This window comes from bacterium (assembly GCA_021108215.1).
Lineage (GTDB): Bacteria > Oederibacteriota > JAAXVQ01 > JAAXVQ01 > JAUVAV01 > JAIORK01.
The window spans coordinates 137,140-161,732 of sequence record JAIORK010000012.1 but is presented as its reverse complement, the minus strand read 5'-3'; the positions used below and the strand labels follow the sequence as shown (position 1 = coordinate 161,732).

General features: G+C 45.8%; 17 protein-coding genes and 1 tRNA gene. 3 read left to right on the top strand and 15 right to left on the bottom strand.

Features of this window, described 5'->3' with window-relative positions; all coding sequences use genetic code 11:
* Nucleotides 1-7 precede the first annotated feature (7 nt).
* The 14 genes from K8S19_02720 to K8S19_02655 all read right to left on the bottom strand — a co-directional run bounded on the left by K8S19_02720 (nucleotide 8) and on the right by K8S19_02655 (nucleotide 19,706).
* Nucleotides 8-928, bottom strand: a complete 921-nt coding sequence (locus tag K8S19_02720) for a diguanylate cyclase (GenBank protein MCD4812592.1) — start codon at nucleotides 926-928, stop codon at nucleotides 8-10.
* Nucleotides 929-1,148: 220 nt separating this feature from the next.
* Nucleotides 1,149-1,233, bottom strand: a tRNA-Leu gene (locus tag K8S19_02715).
* Nucleotides 1,234-1,348: 115 nt separating this feature from the next.
* On the bottom strand, nucleotides 1,349-1,687 hold the full coding sequence (locus K8S19_02710; protein ID MCD4812591.1) for a YbjQ family protein: 339 nt from the start codon (nucleotides 1,685-1,687) through the stop codon (nucleotides 1,349-1,351).
* Nucleotides 1,688-1,714: 27 nt separating this feature from the next.
* Nucleotides 1,715-2,632 (bottom strand): diguanylate cyclase, encoded by a 918-nt coding sequence (locus K8S19_02705; GenBank protein ID MCD4812590.1) that lies wholly within the window; start codon nucleotides 2,630-2,632, stop codon nucleotides 1,715-1,717.
* A 34-nt stretch (nucleotides 2,633-2,666) separates the two neighbouring features.
* Nucleotides 2,667-3,659: an ABC transporter ATP-binding protein gene (locus tag K8S19_02700; GenBank protein ID MCD4812589.1), complete on the bottom strand. Its 993-nt coding sequence runs from the start codon at nucleotides 3,657-3,659 to the stop codon at nucleotides 2,667-2,669.
* On the bottom strand, nucleotides 3,656-4,618 hold the full coding sequence (locus tag K8S19_02695; protein MCD4812588.1) for an ABC transporter ATP-binding protein: 963 nt from the start codon (nucleotides 4,616-4,618) through the stop codon (nucleotides 3,656-3,658). Before K8S19_02695 ends, K8S19_02700 begins: the two co-directional genes overlap by 4 nt.
* The gene (locus K8S19_02690; protein ID MCD4812587.1) at nucleotides 4,611-5,459 is read right to left on the bottom strand and encodes an ABC transporter permease; all 849 of its coding nucleotides are present in this window, start codon (nucleotides 5,457-5,459) and stop codon (nucleotides 4,611-4,613) included. The genes K8S19_02695 and K8S19_02690 overlap by 8 nt, the downstream gene beginning before the upstream one ends.
* Nucleotides 5,460-5,653: 194 nt before the next feature.
* Nucleotides 5,654-6,622 carry an ABC transporter permease gene (locus K8S19_02685; GenBank protein ID MCD4812586.1) on the bottom strand — a complete coding sequence of 323 codons (969 nt, stop codon included), beginning with the start codon at nucleotides 6,620-6,622 and terminating at the stop codon, nucleotides 5,654-5,656.
* Nucleotides 6,623-6,728: 106 nt separating this feature from the next.
* Nucleotides 6,729-9,020, bottom strand: coding sequence for a glycosyltransferase family 39 protein (locus K8S19_02680; GenBank protein ID MCD4812585.1), 2,292 nt, complete (start codon nucleotides 9,018-9,020; stop codon nucleotides 6,729-6,731).
* Between the two features lie 17 nt (nucleotides 9,021-9,037).
* Complete coding sequence (locus K8S19_02675) at nucleotides 9,038-9,796, bottom strand: fumarylacetoacetate hydrolase family protein (protein ID MCD4812584.1); 759 nt, start codon at nucleotides 9,794-9,796, stop codon at nucleotides 9,038-9,040.
* Between the two features lie 187 nt (nucleotides 9,797-9,983).
* Nucleotides 9,984-11,624 (bottom strand): peptide-binding protein, encoded by a 1,641-nt coding sequence (locus tag K8S19_02670; protein MCD4812583.1) that lies wholly within the window; start codon nucleotides 11,622-11,624, stop codon nucleotides 9,984-9,986.
* Between the two features lie 3 nt (nucleotides 11,625-11,627).
* A complete protein-coding gene (coaD, locus tag K8S19_02665; protein ID MCD4812582.1) occupies nucleotides 11,628-12,134 on the bottom strand; it encodes a pantetheine-phosphate adenylyltransferase in 507 nt (168 codons plus the stop codon).
* A 129-nt stretch (nucleotides 12,135-12,263) separates the two neighbouring features.
* On the bottom strand, nucleotides 12,264-12,791 hold the full coding sequence (locus K8S19_02660) for a hypothetical protein (protein MCD4812581.1): 528 nt from the start codon (nucleotides 12,789-12,791) through the stop codon (nucleotides 12,264-12,266).
* 552 nt (nucleotides 12,792-13,343) lie between these two features.
* Nucleotides 13,344-19,706: a hypothetical protein gene (locus K8S19_02655; protein MCD4812580.1), complete on the bottom strand. Its 6,363-nt coding sequence runs from the start codon at nucleotides 19,704-19,706 to the stop codon at nucleotides 13,344-13,346.
* Nucleotides 19,707-19,916: 210 nt separating this feature from the next.
* Between K8S19_02655 and K8S19_02650 the strand changes: the two genes are divergently transcribed.
* From K8S19_02650 to lptG, 3 genes are read left to right on the top strand one after another with little or no spacing between them, the layout of a single operon-like run.
* Nucleotides 19,917-21,518, top strand: coding sequence for a glycosyltransferase family 39 protein (locus tag K8S19_02650; GenBank protein MCD4812579.1), 1,602 nt, complete (start codon nucleotides 19,917-19,919; stop codon nucleotides 21,516-21,518).
* A complete protein-coding gene (locus K8S19_02645) occupies nucleotides 21,515-22,672 on the top strand; it encodes an LptF/LptG family permease (protein ID MCD4812578.1) in 1,158 nt (385 codons plus the stop codon). Before K8S19_02650 ends, K8S19_02645 begins: the two co-directional genes overlap by 4 nt.
* A complete protein-coding gene (gene lptG / locus K8S19_02640) occupies nucleotides 22,669-23,778 on the top strand; it encodes an LPS export ABC transporter permease LptG (GenBank protein ID MCD4812577.1) in 1,110 nt (369 codons plus the stop codon). Before K8S19_02645 ends, lptG begins: the two co-directional genes overlap by 4 nt.
* A 15-nt stretch (nucleotides 23,779-23,793) precedes the next feature.
* Here lptG and greA read toward each other — a convergent pair whose 3' ends face one another.
* A complete protein-coding gene (gene greA, locus K8S19_02635; GenBank protein MCD4812576.1) occupies nucleotides 23,794-24,267 on the bottom strand; it encodes a transcription elongation factor GreA in 474 nt (157 codons plus the stop codon).
* Nucleotides 24,268-24,593 lie beyond the last annotated feature (326 nt).

Sequence of the window (24,593 nt, the reverse complement as noted above, 5' to 3'; positions counted from 1 at the left end):
GAATTAATCAGTCTTCTATAGAAAAAGTAACAAGTCTATTTTTCCCCAGCTTCTTAGCTTCCAACAGGGCCTGATCTGCCGTATCCAGCAGTTTTTCCTTCGTCCCGGTCTTGCCGCTTGGATAGGCTGAAGCACCCAGGGAAATCGTTACTTCCTGTTCCGGATTATTTCTTACAAAACGTGTCTCAGAAATCAATTTGCACAACCGTTCTGCCACCACGGCCGCGCCGCCCAGATCTGTCTGCGGCAGAATAAGCAAAAATTCCTCACCGCCATAGCGGGCAATAATATCCACCACCCGGTTGGAATTTTTCATGATAAGCGCAACTTGCTGAAGAATCTGATCACCCTGCATATGGCCGTAAGTGTCATTAATAGTCTTAAAATTATCAATATCAATCATGATGCACGCCAAGGGATACTGATAGCGCCGGGCGCGCTCCACTTCTTCATGAAATCGTTCCATCAGGTAGCGACGGTTGTACAATGATGTCAAGGGATCTGTCATGGACAATTCCGACAACCGCTGGTTGGCCTGGCGCAGATGATCGTGCTCGCTTTTGATCCGCAACGCCGCTTCCACACGCGCAATCAGTTCATCCAGATCAAAAGGTTTGGTAATATAATCATGTCCGCCCATTCGCAGCCCGACCACTTTACTATCCGTCTCGCCTTTAACTGTCAGGAAAATAACCGGAATATGCGAGAGTTTCTCATTTTCTTTTAAAAGCTTTAAAACTTCATAACCATTAAGACGCGGCATCATCACATCCAGCAAGATGAGATCCGGTTTGGCTTCTTCCGCCATGGTCAAAGCCATCTGCCCGTCCTTGGCCCAGGTAGTTGAATACCCTTTGGCTTCCAAGATAATCTTAACTAATTCAGCAATATTCGCATCATCTTCGGCGATTAAAATGTTTTCAGTCATGCCTGACCTCCACCTTTGAACTTAAACAATCCAACAACAACTTCGAAAATCTTTATAACCAACGCCTATTTAACTTTTAGATAAATACTTCAATCGATCTGTCAATTCCGCTTTGCGGATCAGTATTTGATCAGCAGATCAGCAGACCGCTCTTGTTTTTTCTGCTGCTCCGCTGCTCTACTGGTCTATTGCTCTGTCAATTCCGCTTTGCGGAATTGACTGGTGCGAGGGGCGGGACTTGAACCCGCATGGATTGCTCCATACGCCCCTCAAGCGCACGTGTCTGCCAATTTCACCACCCTCGCACATTTCCTTCAGCAGAGATGCAAAATATACATGATAGAACCTTGTCTGTCAAGAAATGTAATAATTAAGTCCGTCATTTCATTGATTTTTATATCAAATGCACAAAAACAATTGCTATTTTTTTCTATCCTGGGCTTTCTGTTTCAATGTCACAGCTGTGCCGTATACATATAATTCAGCTGCATTCTGAGCAATACTCGAGGTTGTGTAGCGGATGGCAACAATGCCGTCTGCACCAAGTTCTTCCGCTTCTTTGATCATCCGGTCTGTTGCTTGCTCCCGCGACTCTGCCAAAAGTTTTGTGTACTCCGGCAACTCCCCGCCAATCAAGTTACGGATCGCTGCCATAATATCTTTACCCAAATGACGGGCCCGAACTGTATTACCCTTAACCAAACCCAGTGTCTTTTCTATCTCAAACTCCTTCAGGTTATCTTGCGATGTCAAATACATCCCACTATTCCCCCTTTGTTATTATATTTAAATTTCATTAGCAACCGCAACACAGTCACCGCCCTGCGCCATTGCACGGTGCATCGCCGCCTGGGTTTGTTGAATAATTTCCTCACCACCACTACTCGCGCCCCCGGACAAAGCCGCCACTCCCAGGGAAAGCGAAATTTTATAATTCGGATCATTGCTCACCAAACGAACCCGCTTGATCTGTTCGGCAAAGCGCTGTGCCACCACCCGGGCACCGCCTGCATCCGTCTGTGTCAGTTGAACAATAAAGGTCTTTTCATTGTAGCAACCGATCATATCAACGACACGATTGCTTTTTTTCAGGAGTAACGCAATACGCTGTAAAACCTGGTCGCTTTGCAGGCGTCCAAAATTTTCACCAATCTCCTCAAACCGGTCCACCGTAATCAGGACACAGGCCACCGGATAACTGTATTTCCGGGCCCGGGCCAGTTCCTCTTCAAATCTCTCAAGATAATACTTTTTGTTATACAGACCGGTCAGAGGATCGGCTACTGCCGAATCGGCAAACCGCCGGTCACCACGATGCAGCGGCCCGGTACTGTTTTTTATCCGCAACGCTGCTTCAACCCGTGCCATGAGTTCATAAATATCAAAAGGTTTGGTAATATAATCGTGCCCGCCCATTTTCAATCCGGTAATTTTATGACTCTGCTCTGACTTGGCAGATACAAAAATAATCGCCATATCCTTGGTCTCCAGATTTTCCTTGAGGAGATGCGCCACTTCATAGCCGTTTAGCTTGGGCATCATCACGTCCATAAGTATTAAATCCGGTTTTTCATCTCGTGCCTTTTGCAGTGTTTCCTCGCCATCACGCGTCCAGATCAAATCATATCCTTTGGTTTCCAGTAAAACCCGGAGCAACTCAATGGTCTTGGGATCATCATCTGCCAATAAAATGGTCTCTGCCATATCGCACCTTTTTCCCTGGTATCATCCGGAGTGTTTAATTATTTTTCCGGTGTTCCCGGACTTTTTGCCAATGCTTGCAAGCGATATTATGTTCAGGAGATATTTTAATAATTTCATTTTCATAGTATCGGCACCCTTCCTCCCTGTATTGACACCGGCTGTAAAAACGACATCCGGGAACGGGGTTGACTGGCGAGGGAATCTCGCCGGTCAAAATGGCACGCTTCCTTCCCCGGCCCGGTTCAAGTCTGGGCAGGGCATTTAGCAATGCTTGGGTATAGGGATGGCAGGGATTGTCGAACAACTCACGGGTCGAGGCCATTTCCATGATGCGCCCTACGTACATCACTGCCACGCGATCTGCCAGCTGACTGATGACGCGTAAATCATGCGAAATAAATACCATGGTCAGCTGGAGTTTCTGCTGCAAAGAAAGAAATAAGTTTAATACCTGTGCCTGAATTGAGACATCCAACGAGGAAACCGGTTCATCCGCGACCAAAAGCTGCGGCCCAACAGCCAATGCCCGGGCAATACCCAGGCGCTGACGCTGCCCGCCGGAAAGCTGATGCGCATAGCGATGCATCACCTCGTTGCCCAACCCAACGGTTTCCAGCAATATAATAACCTCGTTTTCATCTCCTTTTTTACCATACAATTGAAGCGGCTCAGCCAGGGTCTGGAAAACATTCAATCTCGGATTAAGACTTCCTAGCGGATCTTGAAAAACCGGTTGAAAAAAATGGCGAATGCGCCGCAGTGATTCTCCTTTCAAAGCATGTATTGGTTGACCTTGAAAATATATTTCCCCGCGACTGGGTGCTTCTAAGCGGCAAAGCATTCTTCCCAGTGTACTTTTCCCGCAACCGGATTCACCTACCAAACCCAATGTCGTGCCTTTTTCAATTTCTAAGGTGATATGATCCACGGCAATTAATTTTTCTTTGTTTTGAAGGATAATCCCGCCTTTACCCTTTACGGTATAATCCTTTCCGAGCATCTTTATACTTAAAATAGGACCGTTCATTTGGCTTTCTCCGGGTTCCAGCATGCCACAACACCCTCAAATTGAGGTTCTTGAGATTCACACTGACTGATTTTTCGTTCGCACCGGGGATGAAAAGCACAACCTTTAGGTAATTGGGCCGGATTGGGTGGAAACCCGGCGATGGCTTCCATTTTTTGCTTATAGTTTCCTACTTTGGGTATGGAATTCAACAGACCAATGGTATAAGGATGCTGGGGTGATTCCAATAGTTCACGGGTTTTTTTATGCTCTACAATACGCCCGGCATACATCACCGCTATCTCGTCTGAAATTTCAGAAACGATTCCTAAGTCGTGTGATATCAATATTATTGATGTATTGTTAAAGTGTTGTATGCGCTCTACCAAATCAAGAATCTGAGCCTGAACCGTAACATCCAGGGCAGTTGTGGGTTCGTCCAGGATCAAACAAGACGGCTCACACGATAAAGCCATGGCAATCAGAATACGCTGCCGCATACCACCTGACAATTGGTGCGCATAGTCCTTAATACGCTGCTCCGGATCGGGAATTTCAACCTGACGAAGACCTTCCAATGCCAATAAACGGGCAGCCTCAGGTGTTACCTGTTTATGCACCAGAATGGTTTCAACCAGTTGTTGTTCAATGGTGAACACCGGATTCAAGGCTGTTGATGGGTCCTGAAAAACAATGGAAATTTCCGCCCCACGCACAGATTCAAATGCTTTATCATCAAGTCCAATCAATTCCCTATCCTGGTACCGGATAGAGCCGCTAACGCTCCCGGTTCCAGGTACCAGACCCAAAATGGACAGAACCGTCATGCTTTTACCTGAGCCTGATTCCCCGACAATCCCGAGGGTCTTCCCGCGCTTAAGTTCAAGATCAATCCCGCGTACAACCTCAATAGGTGCTCCAGATGGATTGTCAAACTGGATCTTCAGATTTTTAACTTTAAGGAGTGCAGATTCATTCATGATGATTGCTCCCGGAAAGTCTTGGATCAAGAATATCCCGCAGGCTGTCTCCCAAAAGGTTGTACCCGAGAACGGTTAAAAAAATGGCAATACCAGGTGACAGGGTAAGCCACCAGGCATGGGTGATATAATCTTTCCCGGAGGTCAAAATGTTCCCCCAGGAGGGTGTTGGGGGCTGTACACCCAGCCCGAGAAAACTCAGGCCTGATTCCAATAAAATAGCACCTGCAATACCAAATGTGGCGGAAACAAAAACCGGCGCCAAAGCATTGGGAAGAATATGCCCAAAGATGATCCGCTTGTCCCGAACACCAATTGCCCGGGCAGCTTGTATATAATCACGCTGCCGCAATGAGAGAAACTCTGCTCTGACAAGCCGGGATAATTCCGTCCAACTGGTTAAACCGATAATAATCATAATATTCAAAAGATTCGGACCCAAAAAGACAATCAACATTAAAATTAAAAATAATGTTGGAATACACAGCACAATATCCACGGTTCGCATAATGAGTTGGTCCACCCATCCGCCGAAATAGCCTGCCACAGCCCCCAGGATGACGCCTATGAGCAGTGAAATACCCACCGCGACCAAACCCACCGAGAGTGAAATTCTACCTCCATAGAGCATGCGTGAGAAGACATCCCGGCCGTATTCATCTGTCCCCAGGACATGCGTCATGCTCGGCGGCTTAAGGCGCATGGTTAAATCCTGCTGATCAGGCGCATACGGTGATAAAAACGGTGCCGCCAGACTCATCAGGACCAACAGTGCCACGATACCGGCACCGATGACAGCAAGACGTTTTTTTAGAAATTTTTTCCAAAACGTATTTTTCATTTTTAATCCCATTTAAAAACGATATTTTACCACAATAAACTATACTACCGTTGAAACACAGTTTCATGACCAAGAGTCGTCTGTTTTTCCTGGCTGCGTAACTCGCCCCCTTTGGGAAGCTCATACAGTACGCGCTGCAAAAAAACAGACGACTCTTGATCATGAAAACACAAGGCTCCTTTGCTTATCATTTTTTATAATCGTATGCGCGGATCAACACCGGCATACAGTACATCTGCGATGATATTTCCTAATAATGTCAACATGGCACCGATCACCGCAATTCCCATGATAACCGGATAATCAAAATTCAGGGCTGATTCATACGCCAAGCGACCCATCCCCGGCCAGGAAAATATTGTTTCAAAAATAAAGCTGCCCCCAATAAGTCCGGGCAAAGCCAGACCTATGATGGTAATAATCGGTAAGAGTGCATTTTTCAAGGCATGAATATAATAGACCCGGTTTAATGGCAGTCCCTTGGCCCGGGCGGTGCGGATATAATCTTGCCGCACAACCTCCAACATATTACTCCGCGTATAGCGGGAAATAGACGCCAATCCTCCAAATGCGGAAATAAAAACAGGCAGAATTAAATGAGACAGGGTGTCCCATAATCTATCAAAAAAACCCAGCAGATCGTAGTTCACTGAGCGGATACCGGAAATCGGCAGCCATCCCAGCACCACACCAAAAAGCAGCATACATAAAAGCGCGAGCCAGAAAGTGGGAATGGAATAACCAACAAACGTTACAATCGTGATCAAGCGGTCTTTTGGGCTGTTATGGTGCATGGCCGAATAAACCCCAAGCGGAATGGCTAAAAGAAATATCACGAACATGGCAAGGCCGCTCAACAGCAGTGTGGCCGGCAATCTTTCCCCGATTTTGGTGATCACCTCACGTTGGTCCAAAAACGACCGTCCGAAATCGAATCGTGCCAAACGACCGACCCATTGAAAATACTGAACATGGATGGGTTTATCCAGGCCGTAGAGGGTTTGCAGATCAGCAATGGAATCAGCGGAAACATTGGGATTCATATCCATATGCACTGAGGTAAAGCCGCCAGGTGTCAGATGGACAATCCCGAATGTAATGATCGTAATCCCGATAAGAATAGGAATGGATAGCAATAATCGTCGAATAATAAATCTGAGCATGGCTGCTAGTATAACGTATTTTCTTCGAATTGAGAACCGCCGAAATGAAACCAAACAAGCTGACACGCGCTGTAAGACTGACTTGAATATCCTATCTACACTGATTTTAACGCAAGGGGCGGGTGGGCGAATCTCCTGCTTTCGGAAGCGTTTCCAACATGCTCTCTACTTCTTGGCGATAGGTTTCCCAGGGATTTTTCTGCTGCTGCGCAAGCACTCGATAGAATTCCAGCGCCTTTTGAAATTCATAATGAATCTCATAATAAAGCGCCAAATTGGCACGCGCCGCAATTTCCCGGTCATCCAGTTGCAGTGCCTGTTCCCAGTGTTTGCGTGCCGTCTCCCACCTGAATTTCCGGGCAGCTTGGTTCCCGGCCTGGATCAGCTGCGCATAGTCTGTTTGGTCTTTGGCATCCACAAGATTCCGCTTGAGACGCGGCGCTGCCGGACTGCGGTCTTCCAACAGATGGAGTTCATGCACCATCCTCATCCGGGCGGAGCGGTAATAGTCATCCCAGGGCGAATCGAGTTGCTGTGCTGCTGCTGCATAATTTTGCAATGCCAGGTAATAACTCCCCATATATTCGTGATAGATTCCCAGATTGGCAAAAGATTCCGGCCGCAACCGCTTGATGTCATGGGCCTTGGCCCATATTTCCATCGCAGCATGCCACTTCCCGGCCCGGGCCAAACGGACACCCTGGTTAATCGTTTGTTCAAACCTGTCCTTGCCCTCCAATGTCAGAAAATCACGCGACTCCTTGCCTGTGATGAGTTTACCCTGGTCAAATAACTTTCGGCTTTGGGCCGCAGTCAACAGCCTGGCCGTCCCCAGTGTGTTGTGGCTTTTCTCCGTTATCATCCGGAACATTTCCGGGTCTGCCCGGGGATCAACCGCAATGCTCTTGCGAATAAAAATCAAATACTTATCATAACATCCAAAATAAGTGTAATTGGGCCAGAGGGCCTGATAAAACATATTGGACCGAAAATCACCAATCCAGGCTGCAAAAATAATCATCTCAGGCGGCGCTTTCATCAACGCATCAAATGTTTTGTTTTTTATCTTAAACTGTATGGCATCGGGACTGAAATCCAGCAGATGATTTTGAATCAATCCTACGGGTGATTTCCGGCAACTGTAATAATTAAGATGTGCATTCATGCCCCATTGATAAACCCTGTCATCAGGCTCGGTAATACTTTGAATATAGTCCCCGAGTTTTCGATCAGCCAATAAAACGTCTCCATATTGTTCAATTGAAATTTGTTCCGGGGTTTTGCTCAAATAGCGCAAACCATACACGCCTACCACCAGGACCATGCCTATCATCGCCGGAACAAAAAAACGCCTGGCCCGGGTTCGTATTTCATAAAAAAACAATGTGCTCAAAAGTGTCAGCGGCGGCAAGAAAATTTGAAAATAAAGAATATACAGCCCATCTAAACTGCCAATCATCAAAAGACAGCCACCCAGATAAAAAAGCACCACTGCCTCAACTCGGGTGAGTCTGCGTTGGAGACTTTTCCCAAGACCCCACCCCAATGTCACTAAAATCGTTACCAGAAACAGATGCTGATAAATCGGCGGATGTTTCTTCCACACAAAGAAAAACTCAATCTGATTGACAAAAATATTCCCTGCATAAGCACGCAACGATTTAAAAACAATATCAAAAAACTCCGGCAAGGTTCCCTGAACTAAGAAATATCCAACAACACCCGCCCAGATCGTCAAAGGCGGCGCAATCAGACAGACGGCTTCCTTCCATCCCGGTACCATCTCACCCCGGCGTCTTCCCTGCCAAACGAGAACCACAAAAAAAACAAAGAGCGTCAGGAAAACAAAAAATACATTGGTCTTCATCACTGAGGCCAGGCCCAAACCGAGACCTGTCCACCACAATCCGTGACGTACCCCTTGCAACCGGGCAACCATGCCCCAGACAGCCAAGAGTAAAAAAGCATTGATGAAGACCTCGGTATGCGGATGATTGGCCCAAATGGGAATCGAGAGGGTGACGATTCCCCAGAGGAAAGCGCCCAGCAATCCAAACAGCGAAGAAGCCATCCGTTTTAGGATCAAGAAAATAAAAAATTGTGCCAGCAGGATAAACAGAAGTCCGAGAGCATTGAACACCAAGGGGGCGTCACCTGCGATACGGATGGCAAGCATATAGAAAAAATAAATTCCAGGGGGCTTATTATCCAACAAAGTATGGTAAAGCTGACCGCCTTGAAGTAATTCCGTACCCATCATGGCATACACACAGATATCCGTGTGCAAAGGCGCATCAAATCCATGCCAGCGCAAAAAACTCGTCAATCCTGCGACAGCCGCCAACCAGAACCAGGCCAGACGGTCATCATTAAAACTGCGAATCCAATTCCTGATCATGGCAAGATCCCGTACCCTCAAAAAGCTGTCATGGTATTTTCCAGAGTCCCGATGGCATCACACTCAATCCGGACACGGTCACCCGGCTGCATAGGGCCAATGCCCGGCGGGGTTCCGGTCAGGATGACATCACCGGGCAGCAATGTCATGACTTCCGAAACAAATGCAATAATTTCAGGAATGGAAAAAATAAAATCACTGACTTTCCCGGTCTGGCGCAGTTCGTCATTTAAAAATGTTTTGAATTCCAACAGCGCAGGATCGATCCCGGTACGGATGCAAGGCCCTACCGGACAAAACCCGTCAAATCCTTTGGCACGCGTCCATTGCCCGTCTTTTTTTTGTAAATCCCGCGCGGTAATATCATTGGCAAGCGTATAACCCATCACATATTCCAGTGCTTTCTCCTGTGGAATACAGTGTCCTTTAACACCGATGACGATCGCCAGTTCGCCTTCGAAATCCACCTGACGGCTGCAACCGGGTAATTGGATTGCAGCACCGGGATCGGCCAAGGCTGAAAGAGGTTTCATAAACAAGACCGGCGTCTCCGGAACCTCCATCTCCAGTTCTTTGGCATGATTTCCATAATTCAAACCTATTGCAATAATCTTTGAGGGAAGAATCGGCGCAAGCAGCTGCGCATCCTGCAGCGGAATTTTCAGTGAATTCGGCAAAGCACCCGCAGTGCCCGGCCCCTCCAAGAGCGTGTAGTGATCCTTCTCTAAAACCGCAAAAGAGGTTGTATTTTTATACACAATACGCACGAACCGGATAAGGCGCTTCCTTTCATTGAAAAACGGTACTCATTGCTGTTTAAATTATTAATACACTATCTTCTATTCGCCTTAAGTGCTGTATTTTTTTCCGAACAAGAATGACCAGTGCCATCAAACAAAAATACAATTACCGGCGGATGGTGCCATATCGCTTTTGCGCTGAGTTACGCATGCTCCGCCTGGTTTATTTTTGGTATTTCTGATACCCTTCCGGTACAAACCACTTAATAAAATTATAACCAATCCCGGCTGCGCCCGGCACAATCCCCAGGATCCTGCGATGCACAGCCGGCAAGCTGTCGGGAACATATAAAAAAACGTACGGCAGTTCATCCGCAATAATGGCATGAACACGGTTGTAAAGAGCGATTCGTTTGTTCCGGTTGAATGTCTTGCGTCCCTGAACAATCAGACGATCCACCTCGGCATTTTTATATGAAACAAAATTAAATTCATGTTCACCGGTTTTACTGGAATGCCATATCGAGTACAGGTCCGGGTCCCGGGCCAGGGACCATCCCAGCAGCACGGCATCAAACTTTCGCTTATTCACAAATTCCGAGAGGAACGTGCTCCAGGCAATAATCCGGATTTTGACCTCAATCCCCACATCTTTTAACTGAGATTGAATAATCGTCGCAGTCTGTTCGCGGTTACGGTTTCCCTGATTGGTCAACAGGGTAAATGTAACCGATTTGCCGTCACGGGTAAGCTTGCCGTCTTTGGCATAGCGGTATCCCGCTTCCACGAAAAGCTCACGTGCTCTGAGTGAATCATAGGGAACTGCTTTGACATCTTCATTGTATGCCCATGAATTAGGCGTATAAGGCCCGGTGGATACTGTTCCCAGGCCTTCTAAAACACCTTGCACCAGCGCTTCTTTATCAATCGCCAGTGCGATGGCTTGACGAAATTTTTTGTTCCGGAACATCGCTTTCCTCAAGTTAAAACCCATATAAGTATACTGATTCCCGGCATAACGGTACCGGTTAAATTTCCCGGAAAAATCCGGCTTGCTCCCCTCATCCGAATACTGATTCGGGGTCAGACCCATCATATCCAATCCGCCGTTTTGCAATTCTAAAAACTGGACCGACATATCCGGAATAATCCGGTAGACCACCCGATTAAGATACGGCCGGCCTTCAAAATATTCCGGATTGGCCTGCAGCATAACCGACTCAGCCCGCTTCCATGAAACAAATCTGTACGGACCGCTGCCGACCGGGCGGAAGTTAAAATCATCGGTTTGATTAATATTGCGGCCTTTCAATAAATGTTTCGGTAAAATCGACATGCCGCCGATTTTTTCCAGGGAGGGCGCAAAAGGTTCCTTATACCAAACCTTAAAAATCAGGTCATCCAACGCCTTATATTTTTTAATATTCATAAAATTAGAACGATAGGCTGTCTTCACTTTCGGATCAAGAAAAGTTTTGACCGTAAAAACAATATCATGCGCGGTTAGCATGTGCCCATCATGCCATTTAATATCCGGTTTGAGCACAAATGTGATCACTGTGCCATCAGAAGAAATTTCCCAACTCTCGGCCAGTTCCCCTTCGAGGTTCAAATCTTTGTCATATCGCAGCAACGAATTAAATATCAAACCAGTCACATCGGACGAGGCTGAATCCGAGGCGAGCACGGGATTAAGAATGGAAGGATCTGCAATCGTCCCTTCAACGATGGCATCACCGTAAGCCGGTGCATGGGTCCGCCCGGCATCCGGTATTTTTTCCAGAGCCGTTTTTTTTCCACAACCCGAAACACCCATGATACCGGTTAGCAGCAACACGATTCCCACTTTCAAAACTACCTTCATTTTTCAGCCTCCTGATTTTGTTTTACTGTATTTTTCCATCAAATAATCCATGACCGCTCCCGGCACAAAGGCACTGATATCGCCGCCGAGCGACGCCACTTCTTTAACCAAAGACGAGCTGATATATGTATATTTTTCATCGGGCATCATAAAAACAATCTCAAATTCCGGGTAGAGCTTCCGGTTCATCTGTGCCAATTGAAATTCATATTCAAAATCAGAAATCGCCCGTAAACCGCGCAAAGCAACACTGGCTTTATTGGATCGCATATAGTCAACCAGCAATCCGGAAAAAGATTCCACCTCCACCCTCCCGGCTGAAGGCAGTGTTTGTGCGGCCATCCGGACCATTTCCACTCTTTCTTCCAAAGAAAAAATCGCTTTTTTGTGCGTAGTCTCCGCCACCGCAACGATCACCCGCGAAAAATGCTCACAGGATCTCCGTATCAAATCAAGATGACCAAGGGTTACCGGATCAAATGTTCCAGGGTAAATCAACAGGGTCTTCATACCGCCTCCGCTTTCATATCTGGTAGAAAATTATAAATAAAAACCAGCCACTTCACAACTGCAAACCTTGTTTAATTAAGAATAATCGGTCCGGCGAAAAAAGACAGAAAACACATCCCGCATAGCAAACTAAACGTGCCGCCCGCCCGGTTCCCCGACCCGCCTATCGAGTCCCCGCGCCAGGGTCAGAACATCAACATTTTGTGCCCCTGATTTCCTCAATATCCGGGCGCACTCATTGACTGTTGCGCCGGTGGTATAGACGTCGTCAATTACCAACCAGTTGCCGGTAATCATTGTTTTTCTTTTTGTCGCAATACTTCCGCGAATATTATGCAACCTGGCTGTGCGATCCAATGTATGCTGCGAAACAGTATGACATGAAAATTTCAGCACAGGTGAAAATATAATTCCCAGACGCTTGGCAATGCAGCGGGCAACGCGCTCAATTCCGGTTGTTTCTTTTTGCCGGCTCGGCACCACCGTAACCTGAGACCACACGAGTGTATACTGCATAGATTCCCGCTGTTGGATGCACCACTTAGCCAATTGTCGGACCATTTCCGGATTAGGATACTGTTTTAATGCCAGAATGGCTTTCTTCCAATTGCCGCGATACACATCCAGATTGCGGGCTTGATGATAAGCACGTCTCATGGTTCTGCAGGCGCGGCAAAACCGGATATCCCGGGTTTTAAGCCACGGAACAAAAGGAACACCATGGCCGCACGTTTGACAAAAAAAACGTCCCCGGTAAATCGGGCGGCACGCGGGACACAAAAGACTTAAACCATAGTGATTGGCTGATTTCAAGCACCCCGGACACACCGGTGGTGCCAGTAAATTCAAACCATGTAACCCCAACATGTTAAGACGACGCGGCAGTTTCATGGTAGGTTAGACTACAAACCTGCTTGGTTTCATTTTAAAAAAATAAAATTATTATCAGTATTCCCTAACTAAACAGAAAAGATTATAAAAACCTAAAAACAAAGACATAATCCACAGATTACACAGATTACGTGGATTAAATCTAAAAAAACTATAGAAAAATGTTTTTAGAACTTTTTAAAATTGTGTAATTTTCCCGCCCTGCCGGTCCTTGGCCGTGCTCTTTCAATAAAAAACAAAGGACGATTCCACTGTTTTGACATCGACGAGCAGGGTGGGTAAAATTTTAATTTTATGTAAACAAGCGTAAACGACAATTTAAAAAATAGCGGTCAGACCGGCTTTGATCCGAATGGCCCAGTAGTCCTTATTATCCACCAACTTATCGTAGAACCACTGGTTGGTAATGACGATATCGCCTTCAACATTTTTCCAGAGCGAGTATTTAATGGAGGTATCATTGGTATACGTATTGGTCTCCTTGGCGGCACTTTCAATATTTTCTTGTTCATTCACAACAAATTCAGCATCAAATGAATTGCTCAAACGCAGTGTTTGCTGCACTTTCAGGACCGCACCATTGAAGGGCCAAAAATTCGGGAGCTGAAGCGGTGTGCTCATATTCAAATTATAGGACATGGTAAGACCAGTGTTGTAGGTGTTATTAAAAATAATAACATCCAGTTTATCGCCTGTTTGATTGGTCCCATTGGAAGTGCTAAATTTAACTGTACTGGATATTTCCTTGAACAAACGGAATGGCAACGTAGCTGAGCTGGTATGGGTGGTATTTCTTGAAATTTCTTTTTCGTTTGTATCAAAGGTTTTGTTCTGGGAATAACGATAATCCAGATTAAGACTCTGCAGCTGCATCCACAACGGCGAAGGTATTCTACTCCATACCGCCCCGGACCCATACGACAGGGTCTCTTTGGTACTAAAATTTTGCTGAGAACTCATGGAACGGTTCCAACTAAACGCATACGAGGGAGTAAAGCTCACATCCGGAATCAGGCTGATGTTGGTGCTCACACTCTCGCTTAAATTTCGCGAATTGATATAGGCTGTATCCAGATTACCGCCCCCCCCCCGGAAGGTCACCGGATCAATCATCCAAAGATCATCAAAGGTCAGTTTGTGAATCGGCTGGTCTTTGTCATCACCAATCTCATTACGGTACGTTGCCGAAACCGTATAATTTTGGGAAAGATTCAATTTCGGGAACCGGCTCCAGCCAATCACATCCCCCAGCGCCAAACCACTCTGCCAGGACAAAGAACCGGGCACAGAGAGTGTATCACTCACATAATCCCGGGTATTGGTCATTGAATAGGAGATGCTGGGTGTGATCACCGGAATATTGAGTAAGTTAACATTAAGCTTGGCTATTTTATTCAAACTGGCCATACGGTGGAGATCGGAGTAGTACCTTTGCTGCAAAACGCTGCTTTCCGTACCACCCGGATCAAGTGCAGCATAAAATTTATACCAAGACAGATACCCGCGATCGCTATTTTGCGTATAAGTAAAACTGGGCGAAATTTTCAAATATTTAATCGGGTTATAGCTCCCTACATAAGTATATGTCTCATTTTTAGAATGCTTCCATTTACTCCAAAGATCACTGCGATTCTTATCCGCAGCTTTTTCCTCATCATACCGGGTGTGGGAATCTATATATTCATATTTACCTGTAAACGTTGTACTGCCGATCGGCACATTCAAAATTTTTCCGGGCAATGTATAGGAAACACTGGGGATGGCATTCAGGGTCTCGACTTCATTATTCACATTGTAAATTTGATCGATATAGGCGGTTTGCTGCCGCGACTGCGTGGCATTGAGACCCAGTGTGAGTCCGGGAACTCCCAAATAACTGAGATTACCCGACACGGTCTCGTTGACAGTATCCGGGGTTGCAAAATTATTGGAATAGTATGGCTCAGGCCGGTGTTCCAGTTCCGTATAATTATTGGTCCGGCTCCAGGTTGCATTCACCGGCAACGTGGAAAATTTTGTTAAATTGCCTGTCACTTTATTGCTGGTAGTATGCTGCTTCCCGGACGGGGTCTCATCAATGGTATAAAAATCCGAGGCGATATCACGCAAATCAGTTGAAACCGTAAAAATATCCGCCAGGCGTGTGCTGGACGAGAGGCGCATGGCAATGCCTTCCCGTTGCTTGGCCTCCGTCACCCGGAGGTTATTAAGCCATATTTCTTCTGTCGTGCCGACGGTATTAGGATTGATAATGCCAATGGAAATTTCCTTAATTTTCGTGAGCCCGACAATGGTCCCGGTTTGAAATACACTAATCCGTTTGCCGTCACTGCCGTTCATCTCATTTTTAAATGTATGCCAGGTACCCACCGGCGCGTCATCCAGGGACATGGCATACTGATAATAATTATTTTGATCAATCGCCAAACGGACAAAAAGAATTTCGCCCGGACTGGTAATGGTTTTTTTATACACATCCATCCGCAAATACTGATAATTGGAGTAATTATAGCCTGCGGAATTCGTGGTCAGGGTTCTGGTCAAAAAATACGCCGGTACCGTATTGGTCAACATCGCACTGCTGTCCAGATTGTATTCCAATTTCAAGGCACGTTCATTCCGCAGTTCCTCATCCGCATTATTCTCATCATAAACATAGAAATTTTTATTCACCAAATAATTATCATCCGTCACCAAACTGATTGCCGATGCATTGATCGTTGAAGCGGCCGGTTCAATGGCGGTCCCATCACTCGCGAACCCTTTGGCTTGCCACTTATTCCCGGTCAGCCGCATCGATTCAATCTGAAAATAATTCGAGCTGGGATCGCCGCTTACACCGCTCACCCAGAGACGGACATGCTTGACATAACTTAAAAATGTTTCACTCTGTGTATCCAGGGTGGGAATATTGTTTCCCATGGCGGCGGTAAAATCTTTCAGCGAAATTTTGTACAGCTTCCATTCTCCCGGTTCCAATGTCACTTCGTATTCATAGTAGCTTTCCTGCGTATCCAGCAGATCATCATTATCCAGGTCTTCATTGTTCAGCCGGGTATTACCATCACCCCAATATCCTGTCGGCGCATCCGTAGGATAAATGCCTGCCACACCACTGGGATCCACCGCAATCTTAGGCGGAATTGAATAAGGGTCCGTCATATAATTATTAATCCCGACATCATCCGCTTCTTTATAGGTTTCGCGATCACCTTCGAAATTCAGATTTCCATTGCCATTGGAATCCTCACTCAAGACCCCGAGATCAACCCGCAGCACCACAGGATGGGCGGCATCAGCATTGCTGTAAATCGACATTTCAATATAATTATAATCATTGAGATTGGAGCCGGATGAAGAAAGCGGATAAATAAAACCATCCCAGGTATCTGCGGTCATATCCGAGTAATACCAGCGCATTTGATGCGATTTATCATTACTGTCAACCGGAACACGCCCGGTCTCAAAAGCATCTGTCAAATAGACATAGCGTCTATTTTCCGGAAGCTCGGTGCTGGGGCGGGATGTGGGAAACCAAATATTATTCGCGTTTTCGCTGACCGGCAACGATAAAATATTGTCCGACCCTTCCATACTATCAATCATGGCCACGCCGTCTTCCCCTGCTTTGCGATAGGTATTCACCGCATAGGAGCTGTACGCCACCTCCGCTGAAACATCAATGGTCACCGGTACTTTAAATTTACCCAGATAAGGTAGGGACCACTCCCCAAAATCTTCCGGATTGAGATTAAATTTGGCATCACCATCAATAAGCATCAGTGAAGTTGGGGTCGAATTGACATCCGGTACATCCTGGGGAGTCTGGCTGGCATTGTATAAAAAGGTTGAACCAATCGAAAGTTTTTTCTCAATAATGTCATACTCCGCCCGGGCGCCAAACAGATTGGACTGCAAGTTACTCCCAAAAGGCAGATACTCATACGTGACGGTAATCTCGGTGGTGGAAGCAATGCTTTCCGGATTCAAAAAAGTAATAAATCCGGTGTCATAATCAATATAATAATCAGTATTACGCTGCATTTTGGCGCCGTCTTTTTTTATGATTTCTGAATTTTTTATGACATTCCAGTTGGCCAATTGAAAAGTTGTAATTAAATTTTTAAATTCAATATGAATATAATATTTATTGGCTTTGCCCGAATCACCGCCGCTGGAGAGCGAGGGGTTGTTGAGCGTACTATAGGCATCCTGCGCATCATCGGCATAGACATCCGTCCCGGTTATAAAATCAGTTGTCCCGGCTTTAAAAGGGTAATTATGTCTAAATTCGATCGTGCCAAAAGTAGGATCTATTTTATAAATTTCTTCCGCCTTTTTCGTATCTGAGGGTTGAGGAATAAACCGTTCACTGCCGCTCGTCGAAAAAACCTTGATCACAAAATCCGGGTCGCTTTGCGGGTCCTTAATATTCTGATAACCCAGCGAATAGCGGTTCATGAGCATCATAATATAAGATCGTTCATTCGTCGTGCTGTTATAATCCTGGATCAAATGAGCATTATCAGAGGTTAAACCGTCGGTGGGAACTTGAAGCCCTGCGATGGTCCAGTCAAATTCATCCCCAGCGGCAGTATACCCAATTGTATGTACCGTCCCGGCGGCATCATAATATTTATACGCCAGGGCGATCATCCAGGTCTGCTGAATCGTTGAATTAAAGGAAAGAATACCGCGTTCATAATCAACCGAGTAATCAACCCCGGGAGAATATTTATTAAATTTCACCAGATGACCTGAAGCGGTGGTGGTATTAATGGTTTCGGCTGTGACAACGCCATTGGTCACATAGACGATATCCGAGCCGGGAACAATGCCGTGACGTGCTTCAGTGGCATTGTAATTAGACAAATCCGGATGATTGACCTGCGTGGCATCCTTGGTAAGATAATAATATTTAAACGGCGTAAAGCTGATATCCTGTTTATCAATAATCCGGGCCGACGTGTTGCCTTTGAATTTCTCAGTTACCGTGATCCCCTTGGTCTGCGCGCCAATGGCTGTAAAACGAAATTTATCCAACGCCACTTTAATTTTAGCCCCGAATAAATTTTTATTGTACCCGGCAAACTCGGTTCGCGGCAGATCAAGTAAAATATCGCCAAAAGCGGCTTCCTGAACAACATCATCCGGATCACCGGCATAGATAATTGAAATTTTCTGTTGTTCCTCTTTGGTATCATCATAATCAACATCCACCGAAATTTTCTTGCCCACCTTCCCTTGCAGCCTGACTTGCAGTTCTTGTTCGAGATTAAAACCATCGCTCAAACCTGACGTAATGGAAGGATAGCGTTCATCCGTCGTTTCCTCGCCTTTTTTCAGCGCTATAACCTCGGTATAAGAAATATCAATTTTTTTCTTACCGGAAATTGTCAAAGATGATTCCGGCGGTAATCCCGGGATCGAGGTGGATATAAGACCACTGGCAGGAATTTCAATCGGTGCTCTTGGATTGGCCTGGGCAATCGCAGAAGCCGCCCCTTCATTACCTTTTTCATCCACGGCTCTGAGTGTGTACGTATAGTACCGGCCCAAAATAGGTTTGACGGTGCTATTTTGTTCAGAATCCCGGTAGATCGTGCTGCTTACCAACGTCTTATTAATCTTAACTGCGGTTTGTTCCTGGTCGGATTTCCGGTAAATATTGTAACCTTTCAGCTTAAATGTACCGCCCTCCGGCGTACGCCACTGCAATTCAATCACATCATCGGTTTTTCCTGTCGCGGTTACATAAGTGGGAATCCCGGCTGCCACAAAGGGCATCACCATGATCTGATCGGTTGCCAAAGACCGGTTGCCCCGGACATCCTCTGCAAAAAGCGTGTAAAAATAATTCATTGTATTAACAAGTGTTTCACCCGCTGTACCCTGATCGAGATAGCTTGTCTCTTGAACAAGTTTTTCCAAGACCGGCTTGCCAAGTCTATTTTTCGTCGCGGACCTAAAAACCCGGTAACCTGCCAGCCCGTATTGCCCGCCGGAAAATGCTTTTCCCCAGGAAAGCAAAATCGCCTGATCTTGGGAACTGCCTTTGAAACCAACCGGGGTGGACAGTTCAAATGCATTCAACACTTTAAGTGGTGCCGACAAGGGCGACCGATTCGCTTGGGCATCAACTGCCATCACATTATAATAGTATTGTTGATTGGCAACCGGCGGGATTCTGGATTTTCCAGGCGCATCCATAAAATAGTTTTTTAAAATAGATTTTTTATTTAACGGTTCAGGCCAGGATTCGACGTCTTCGGGTAATAAAACCGGTCGGATACCACGAAAAACGTGGTACGCGACTTTCGAATTAGCCCCCGATTGTATCGGCTCCCAAGCGAGCAGGACTTTATTTCCTCCGGCTTTGGCTTGCAGTCCCCGAGGCACCGCCAATGAATAGATTTTTTTCCGGGATTGTTTTTCGCCGTGTGCGGTCATCGTATTGGTTCGTGCATTAAGCGTGTTGCCCAAGGCAACGGCAGGCGGTGTGTTCGCAACCGGTTGAACAGCAATCACTGGAATTGTATTGCCCGATTGATTGACAATCAGTGGTTGTACAGTCGACGTGACACCCTGAAGAACAGCAGGTGCCGCTGCAAAACCGTTGCTATAAGATAATAGCAGGACGCTCAGAATAAAAAGCAGCCTGAATCGTTTAGACGCAAACAAAGAAACTCTCCTAAGTGCCCTGGATGCCGTTGGACACATTTCATTTTCCCCATTTCAGACACCCCATTGACGCCTATTATCACAAGACTTTCCAAAAGTCGCAAGATTTTTAATCAAAATCACCAAACTCCCGCCCCCTCTGGAAAAACAACTTATTTAAAGCGTTTACATCCCCCCATCACGATCAGTCCTCGCTTGACAGCTGCGCCAATGACCTCTAGAATGTCCTGGATTCATTATTATTTCCTGGCACTGCCTTTCAAGGAGTCGGTTTTGGACATCTATCGCAGACTTTTCTGGATTCTTTTGATTAGTTTGACTGCCTTTCGCATCTTTTTATCCAGCCAATTTGAACTCGCGCCTGATGAAGCTTATTATTGGACTTGGTCCCGGCATCTTGACTGGTCCTATTTTGATCAAGGCCCCATGTTGGCCCTGGTGATTGGATTTTTTACAAAATTGTTCGGTTCAACCCAAGAATGGCAAGTACGTATGGGTTCAGTCATCCTCTCTTTTTTGTCTTCCTGGATTTTTTTCGAGCTCATCATCAAACTTTTCAAATCCACCCGGGCCGCTTGGTATGGTTTCTTAGGGTTCCAATCTGCATTGCTTGTTTCCGTAGGTGCGGTGTTGATGATGCATGATTCCATTATGCTCTTCTTTTGGATTGCATGTCTTTACTTATTTTTAAACGCAATCATTCACCATTGGGAACCAGGCTGGTGGTTAGGTGCACTTGTTCTGGGCCTGGGCGCACTTTCCAAATACACCATGGCGCTATTCGTACCTTGTTTGCTGCTGTTTCTTATCCTTTCTCCGCAACAACGTATTTGGTGGAAAAAACCGCATCTTTACATAAGCGGATTCATCACACTTCTGGTTGTCTCGCCCATCCTTTTTTGGAATGCCGGCAATGATTGGGCTTCATTTGGTCATGTGGGTGATTTAGGCGGCGTAAAAAAACTCTGGGCTTTTCAGTTGAAAACGGTAGGTGACTATCTGGGCGGACAGTTGGCTGTTTTGAGCCCGCTTCTCGGTTTTTTTTGTTTGGCCTCGCCGGTGATTGGATGGAAACAATGGCGAAAAGCATTTGACTTGAGCGAGGCCTTCTTATTTACCACTTGTTTTTCAGCACCCATCTTCATCTTCTTTTTACTTATCTCCGTGAAGACACAGGTTTACGCCAACTGGCCGGCACCGGCTTATCCCGCCGCCATTGCCCTGCTGGCAGGCTGGATTTCAATTCATTTTAAAAAAAACCCACTGCGTTTACGAAAATGGATTTTAGCAACACTCATTTTTTCATTTAGCCTAACCGCCTTGGTTTATCTCGAAGCTGCGGTTGGCGTACTTCCGCTTTCCGGTAATGCCGCGAACTCGATTAATCGAGTTCGCGGTTGGCGGCCCCTGGGCAAACAAACCGCCCTTTATTTGGAACAACTCCGGGCCAAAAGTCCGCAAGGCGCTTTTCTTGCTGCACGGCGCTATCAGATGGGTGGTATCCTCAATTTTTATACCCCTGGCCAGCCTCAGGTTCAATTACTCCCTTTACGGGAACCCGCCAATAACCAGTACCGTTTCTGGGACCGGAGCGAACTGCTCAAGGGACAAAATGCGCTCTATGTTTGTGAAGACTACTGGGAAATGGAGCACATCCGAAAAAAATTCGAACACATAGAATCACTCCCGATTTTCACAGCTTCAGCAAAAGGAAAAAGAATTCGTGAAAATCATTTCTTCTTCGCGTATAATTTCTTGCCCGATAAAAAAAGCGGGGCGATACCGCCCAAAAAGGAAACGCAACACCCATGAAGACCTTACAGCGCTATATTGCCAAAGAATTGTTTTTCCCCTTTATCATGGGTGTGACAATTTTCACATTTATTCTCATTATGGATAAAATTTTTACGCTCTCGGATCTAATTGTGAAATACGGCGTATCCGTTTTCACCGTCCTTAAATTATTGATTTTCATACTCCCGGCTACCTTCGCGATCACAGTTCCCATGGCATGTTTGGTCGCCGTCATGGTCGTTTTTTCACGCTTAAACGCCGACAATGAGATCACCGCCATGAAAGCATCCGGCATCTCACCCCTCCCCATGCTGCGCTCAATTATTTTAATCGCATCCTTGCTCACCATTGGCATGATTCTATTTAATAATACCGTCTTGCCCAATGCCAACTTAGCCTATCGCAATCTTTACTTTGATATTGTTCGGCAGCGTGCGGCCATTGTTATCCGCGAACATGTCTTCGTTGAAGATTTTGACGGCTATGTCTTTCGGGTGGACAGCAAAAATCCCATTACCGGCGAGTTAAAAGGTGTCATGGTTTTGGTACGCGGTCAAAAACCGAACGACCCGGTCCGTACCATCGTGGCCAAACGCGGACAGCTCATCAGCGATTCGGAAAACCGGCGGGTCATGCTCAAATTGGAACAGGGTTATATGCAGATCGCCCCTAAAAAAGACCCGGACATGTTTTCCCGGATTAATTTCAACACGACCTTTTTAGACCTGGATATCAAGCGCGAATTATTCAACCAAAAAAAGGAAATCAAGCGGGGTGCACGGGAAATGTCAATGCATGACATTCAACTTCAAATCAAAAAAAATCAGGCAGAAGGCAAAGATATCAACCTGCTCCGGGTGGAATACCAAAAAAAAATGTCCATCCCCTTTGCCTGTCTGGCATTCGTACTCATCGGTGCACCGGCCGGCATTCTTGCCCCGCGTTCAGGACGGTATTTTTCCTACTTCATAGCCGTGATGCTCATTTTTTTGTATTACATTTTTATTTCCCTGGGTGAAACATTCGGCGCAGACGGCCGCATGCATCCATTTTTATCCATGTGGCTGCCAAATATCATCTTAACCGGCGCCGGTCTCTACGGACTTGCCTGGGTCATCCGGGAACATCCGCCCTCACCGTTCAAACGCCTCCGAAGAGTTTCCCGATTATGAAAATTATCTCACGTTATATCACCAAAGAATTTTTAAAAGCATTATTATTCACGATCATGGTTTTTGTGGGACTTTATGTCATCGCGGAGCTGGTCGATGATATGCGTTCTTTCGTCAATCACAAACCGTCGATATCCTTGGTCATTTTATTTTATCTCTATCAAATCCCCTATTTTATGGTCCAAGTCCTTCCTTTGGCGGTTTTACTTTCAACACTTTTTTCTTTAGGACAACTCGGACGCAACAATGAACTTGTCGCACTGCGTGCCTGCGGTGTAAGTTTTTTAAAAATTGCCATGCCGATATTAATCACCGCCCTGTCGATTGTGGGCATGGTCATGATTTTTAATGAAATTGTTATTCCCTATACCAACCCTCGTGCCTACCATATCAAGCGTGTCAATATCGAGCATAAATCCGATGAAACCTTCCGGTATCGGCGTGACTGGCTCACCCGCAGCGTTTCAGGCCGCCGCATCTTACATACTCAGCACCTGAATGCCCAGACGGGAAAAATGTTTGATGTGATGCTGTTAAAGCTGGATAAAAAACGTGATATCATTGAACGGTTGGATGCGCCCCAGGCATCCTGGAAAGACGGGCATTGGATATTCCAAAATGGAACACTGCGTGCATTTGACGACTCCGGTGCTGTAAACCGTTACCTGAAATTCGATGAGTACAAAATACCGTTTCGAGAATCACCCATTGATTTCATCCGCCAGAAAAAAGACGACGACTTAATGCTCGCAACCCCCATCAAGGAACTCCAGACCCAAATCAACCTGTTGCGTGAAATGGGAACCGACCCGCGCGCCGAGGAAGTCAACTATCATTTAAAAATCGCTTTCCCTTTTTCCAATTTTATTTTGGCACTTTTAGGTGTTGCACTCCCATTTATTTTCCCGACCGGCCGGCGTGCCATTGTCGGAACTGCCATCGGATTTGTCATCACCATTGTGACCGGTTTTTTTTATATCGGATTTATTGCCGTCGGAACATCCTTCGGAAAAAACGGCACACTGCCGCCGTTTTTATCCGTCTGGATCGCTAATTTTATTTTTTTAGGATTAGGAGTGTTCCTGATAACCAAAGCAAAGAGTTAACCAACGCGACTTCAGTCACGCCATTTTAACGGAAAGTACTTTATACTTTTTCACACCGGCCGGAATACGAATCTCAACCTCTGCACCCACCGTTTTTCCTACCAAACCTTTCCCGATGGGAGACGTAACCGATATCCGGTTTGTTTCAAAATCCGACTCCTCCGGGGCCACCAAATAATATTCGATTTCCGCCTTTGTCGCCAAATCTTCCAACCGGACTTTTTGCCCCAAAGAAATTTTTCCTTCCGGAATATTTGATTTGTCCAATATTTGCGCATTGCCCAGCTGTTCCTGAAGCTGACTGATGCGCAATTCCAATTTAGCCTGTTCATCTTTGGCTGCATCATATTCTGCATTTTCCGAGAGATCACCGTGCTCACGTGCAACCTGAATCGCCTGAATCACTTCACGCCGACGGGGTCCCTTTAGATGAGTCAATTCCGCTTCCATTTTTTCAAAACCCTCTTTAGTTAAAAATATCTTCCCCATGACGAGCACTCCCTATGAGTCGTATTTTAAAAACACAAAAAATAAAGACTGGGTAAGCATCCCAAGCACCATCATTACGCCCATCGGCACACATACCCAAAACTTGTTCATTTTATTTTTTTGATATGCTATTGTAATGCACCCAAATAATATTGTCAAACACTTGAGTGCTTTCTTGATTTTTCTTTCATTTCGAAATACAATATCCCCATGACGCACCGTACTCCTTTTCATAAACTAGGCATCTATTGGCGCTTGCTGTGGCATCACGTCATTTTCCAAAATAAAATCCGTAATAAATTATTACTCATCGTTTTAGCATTAAC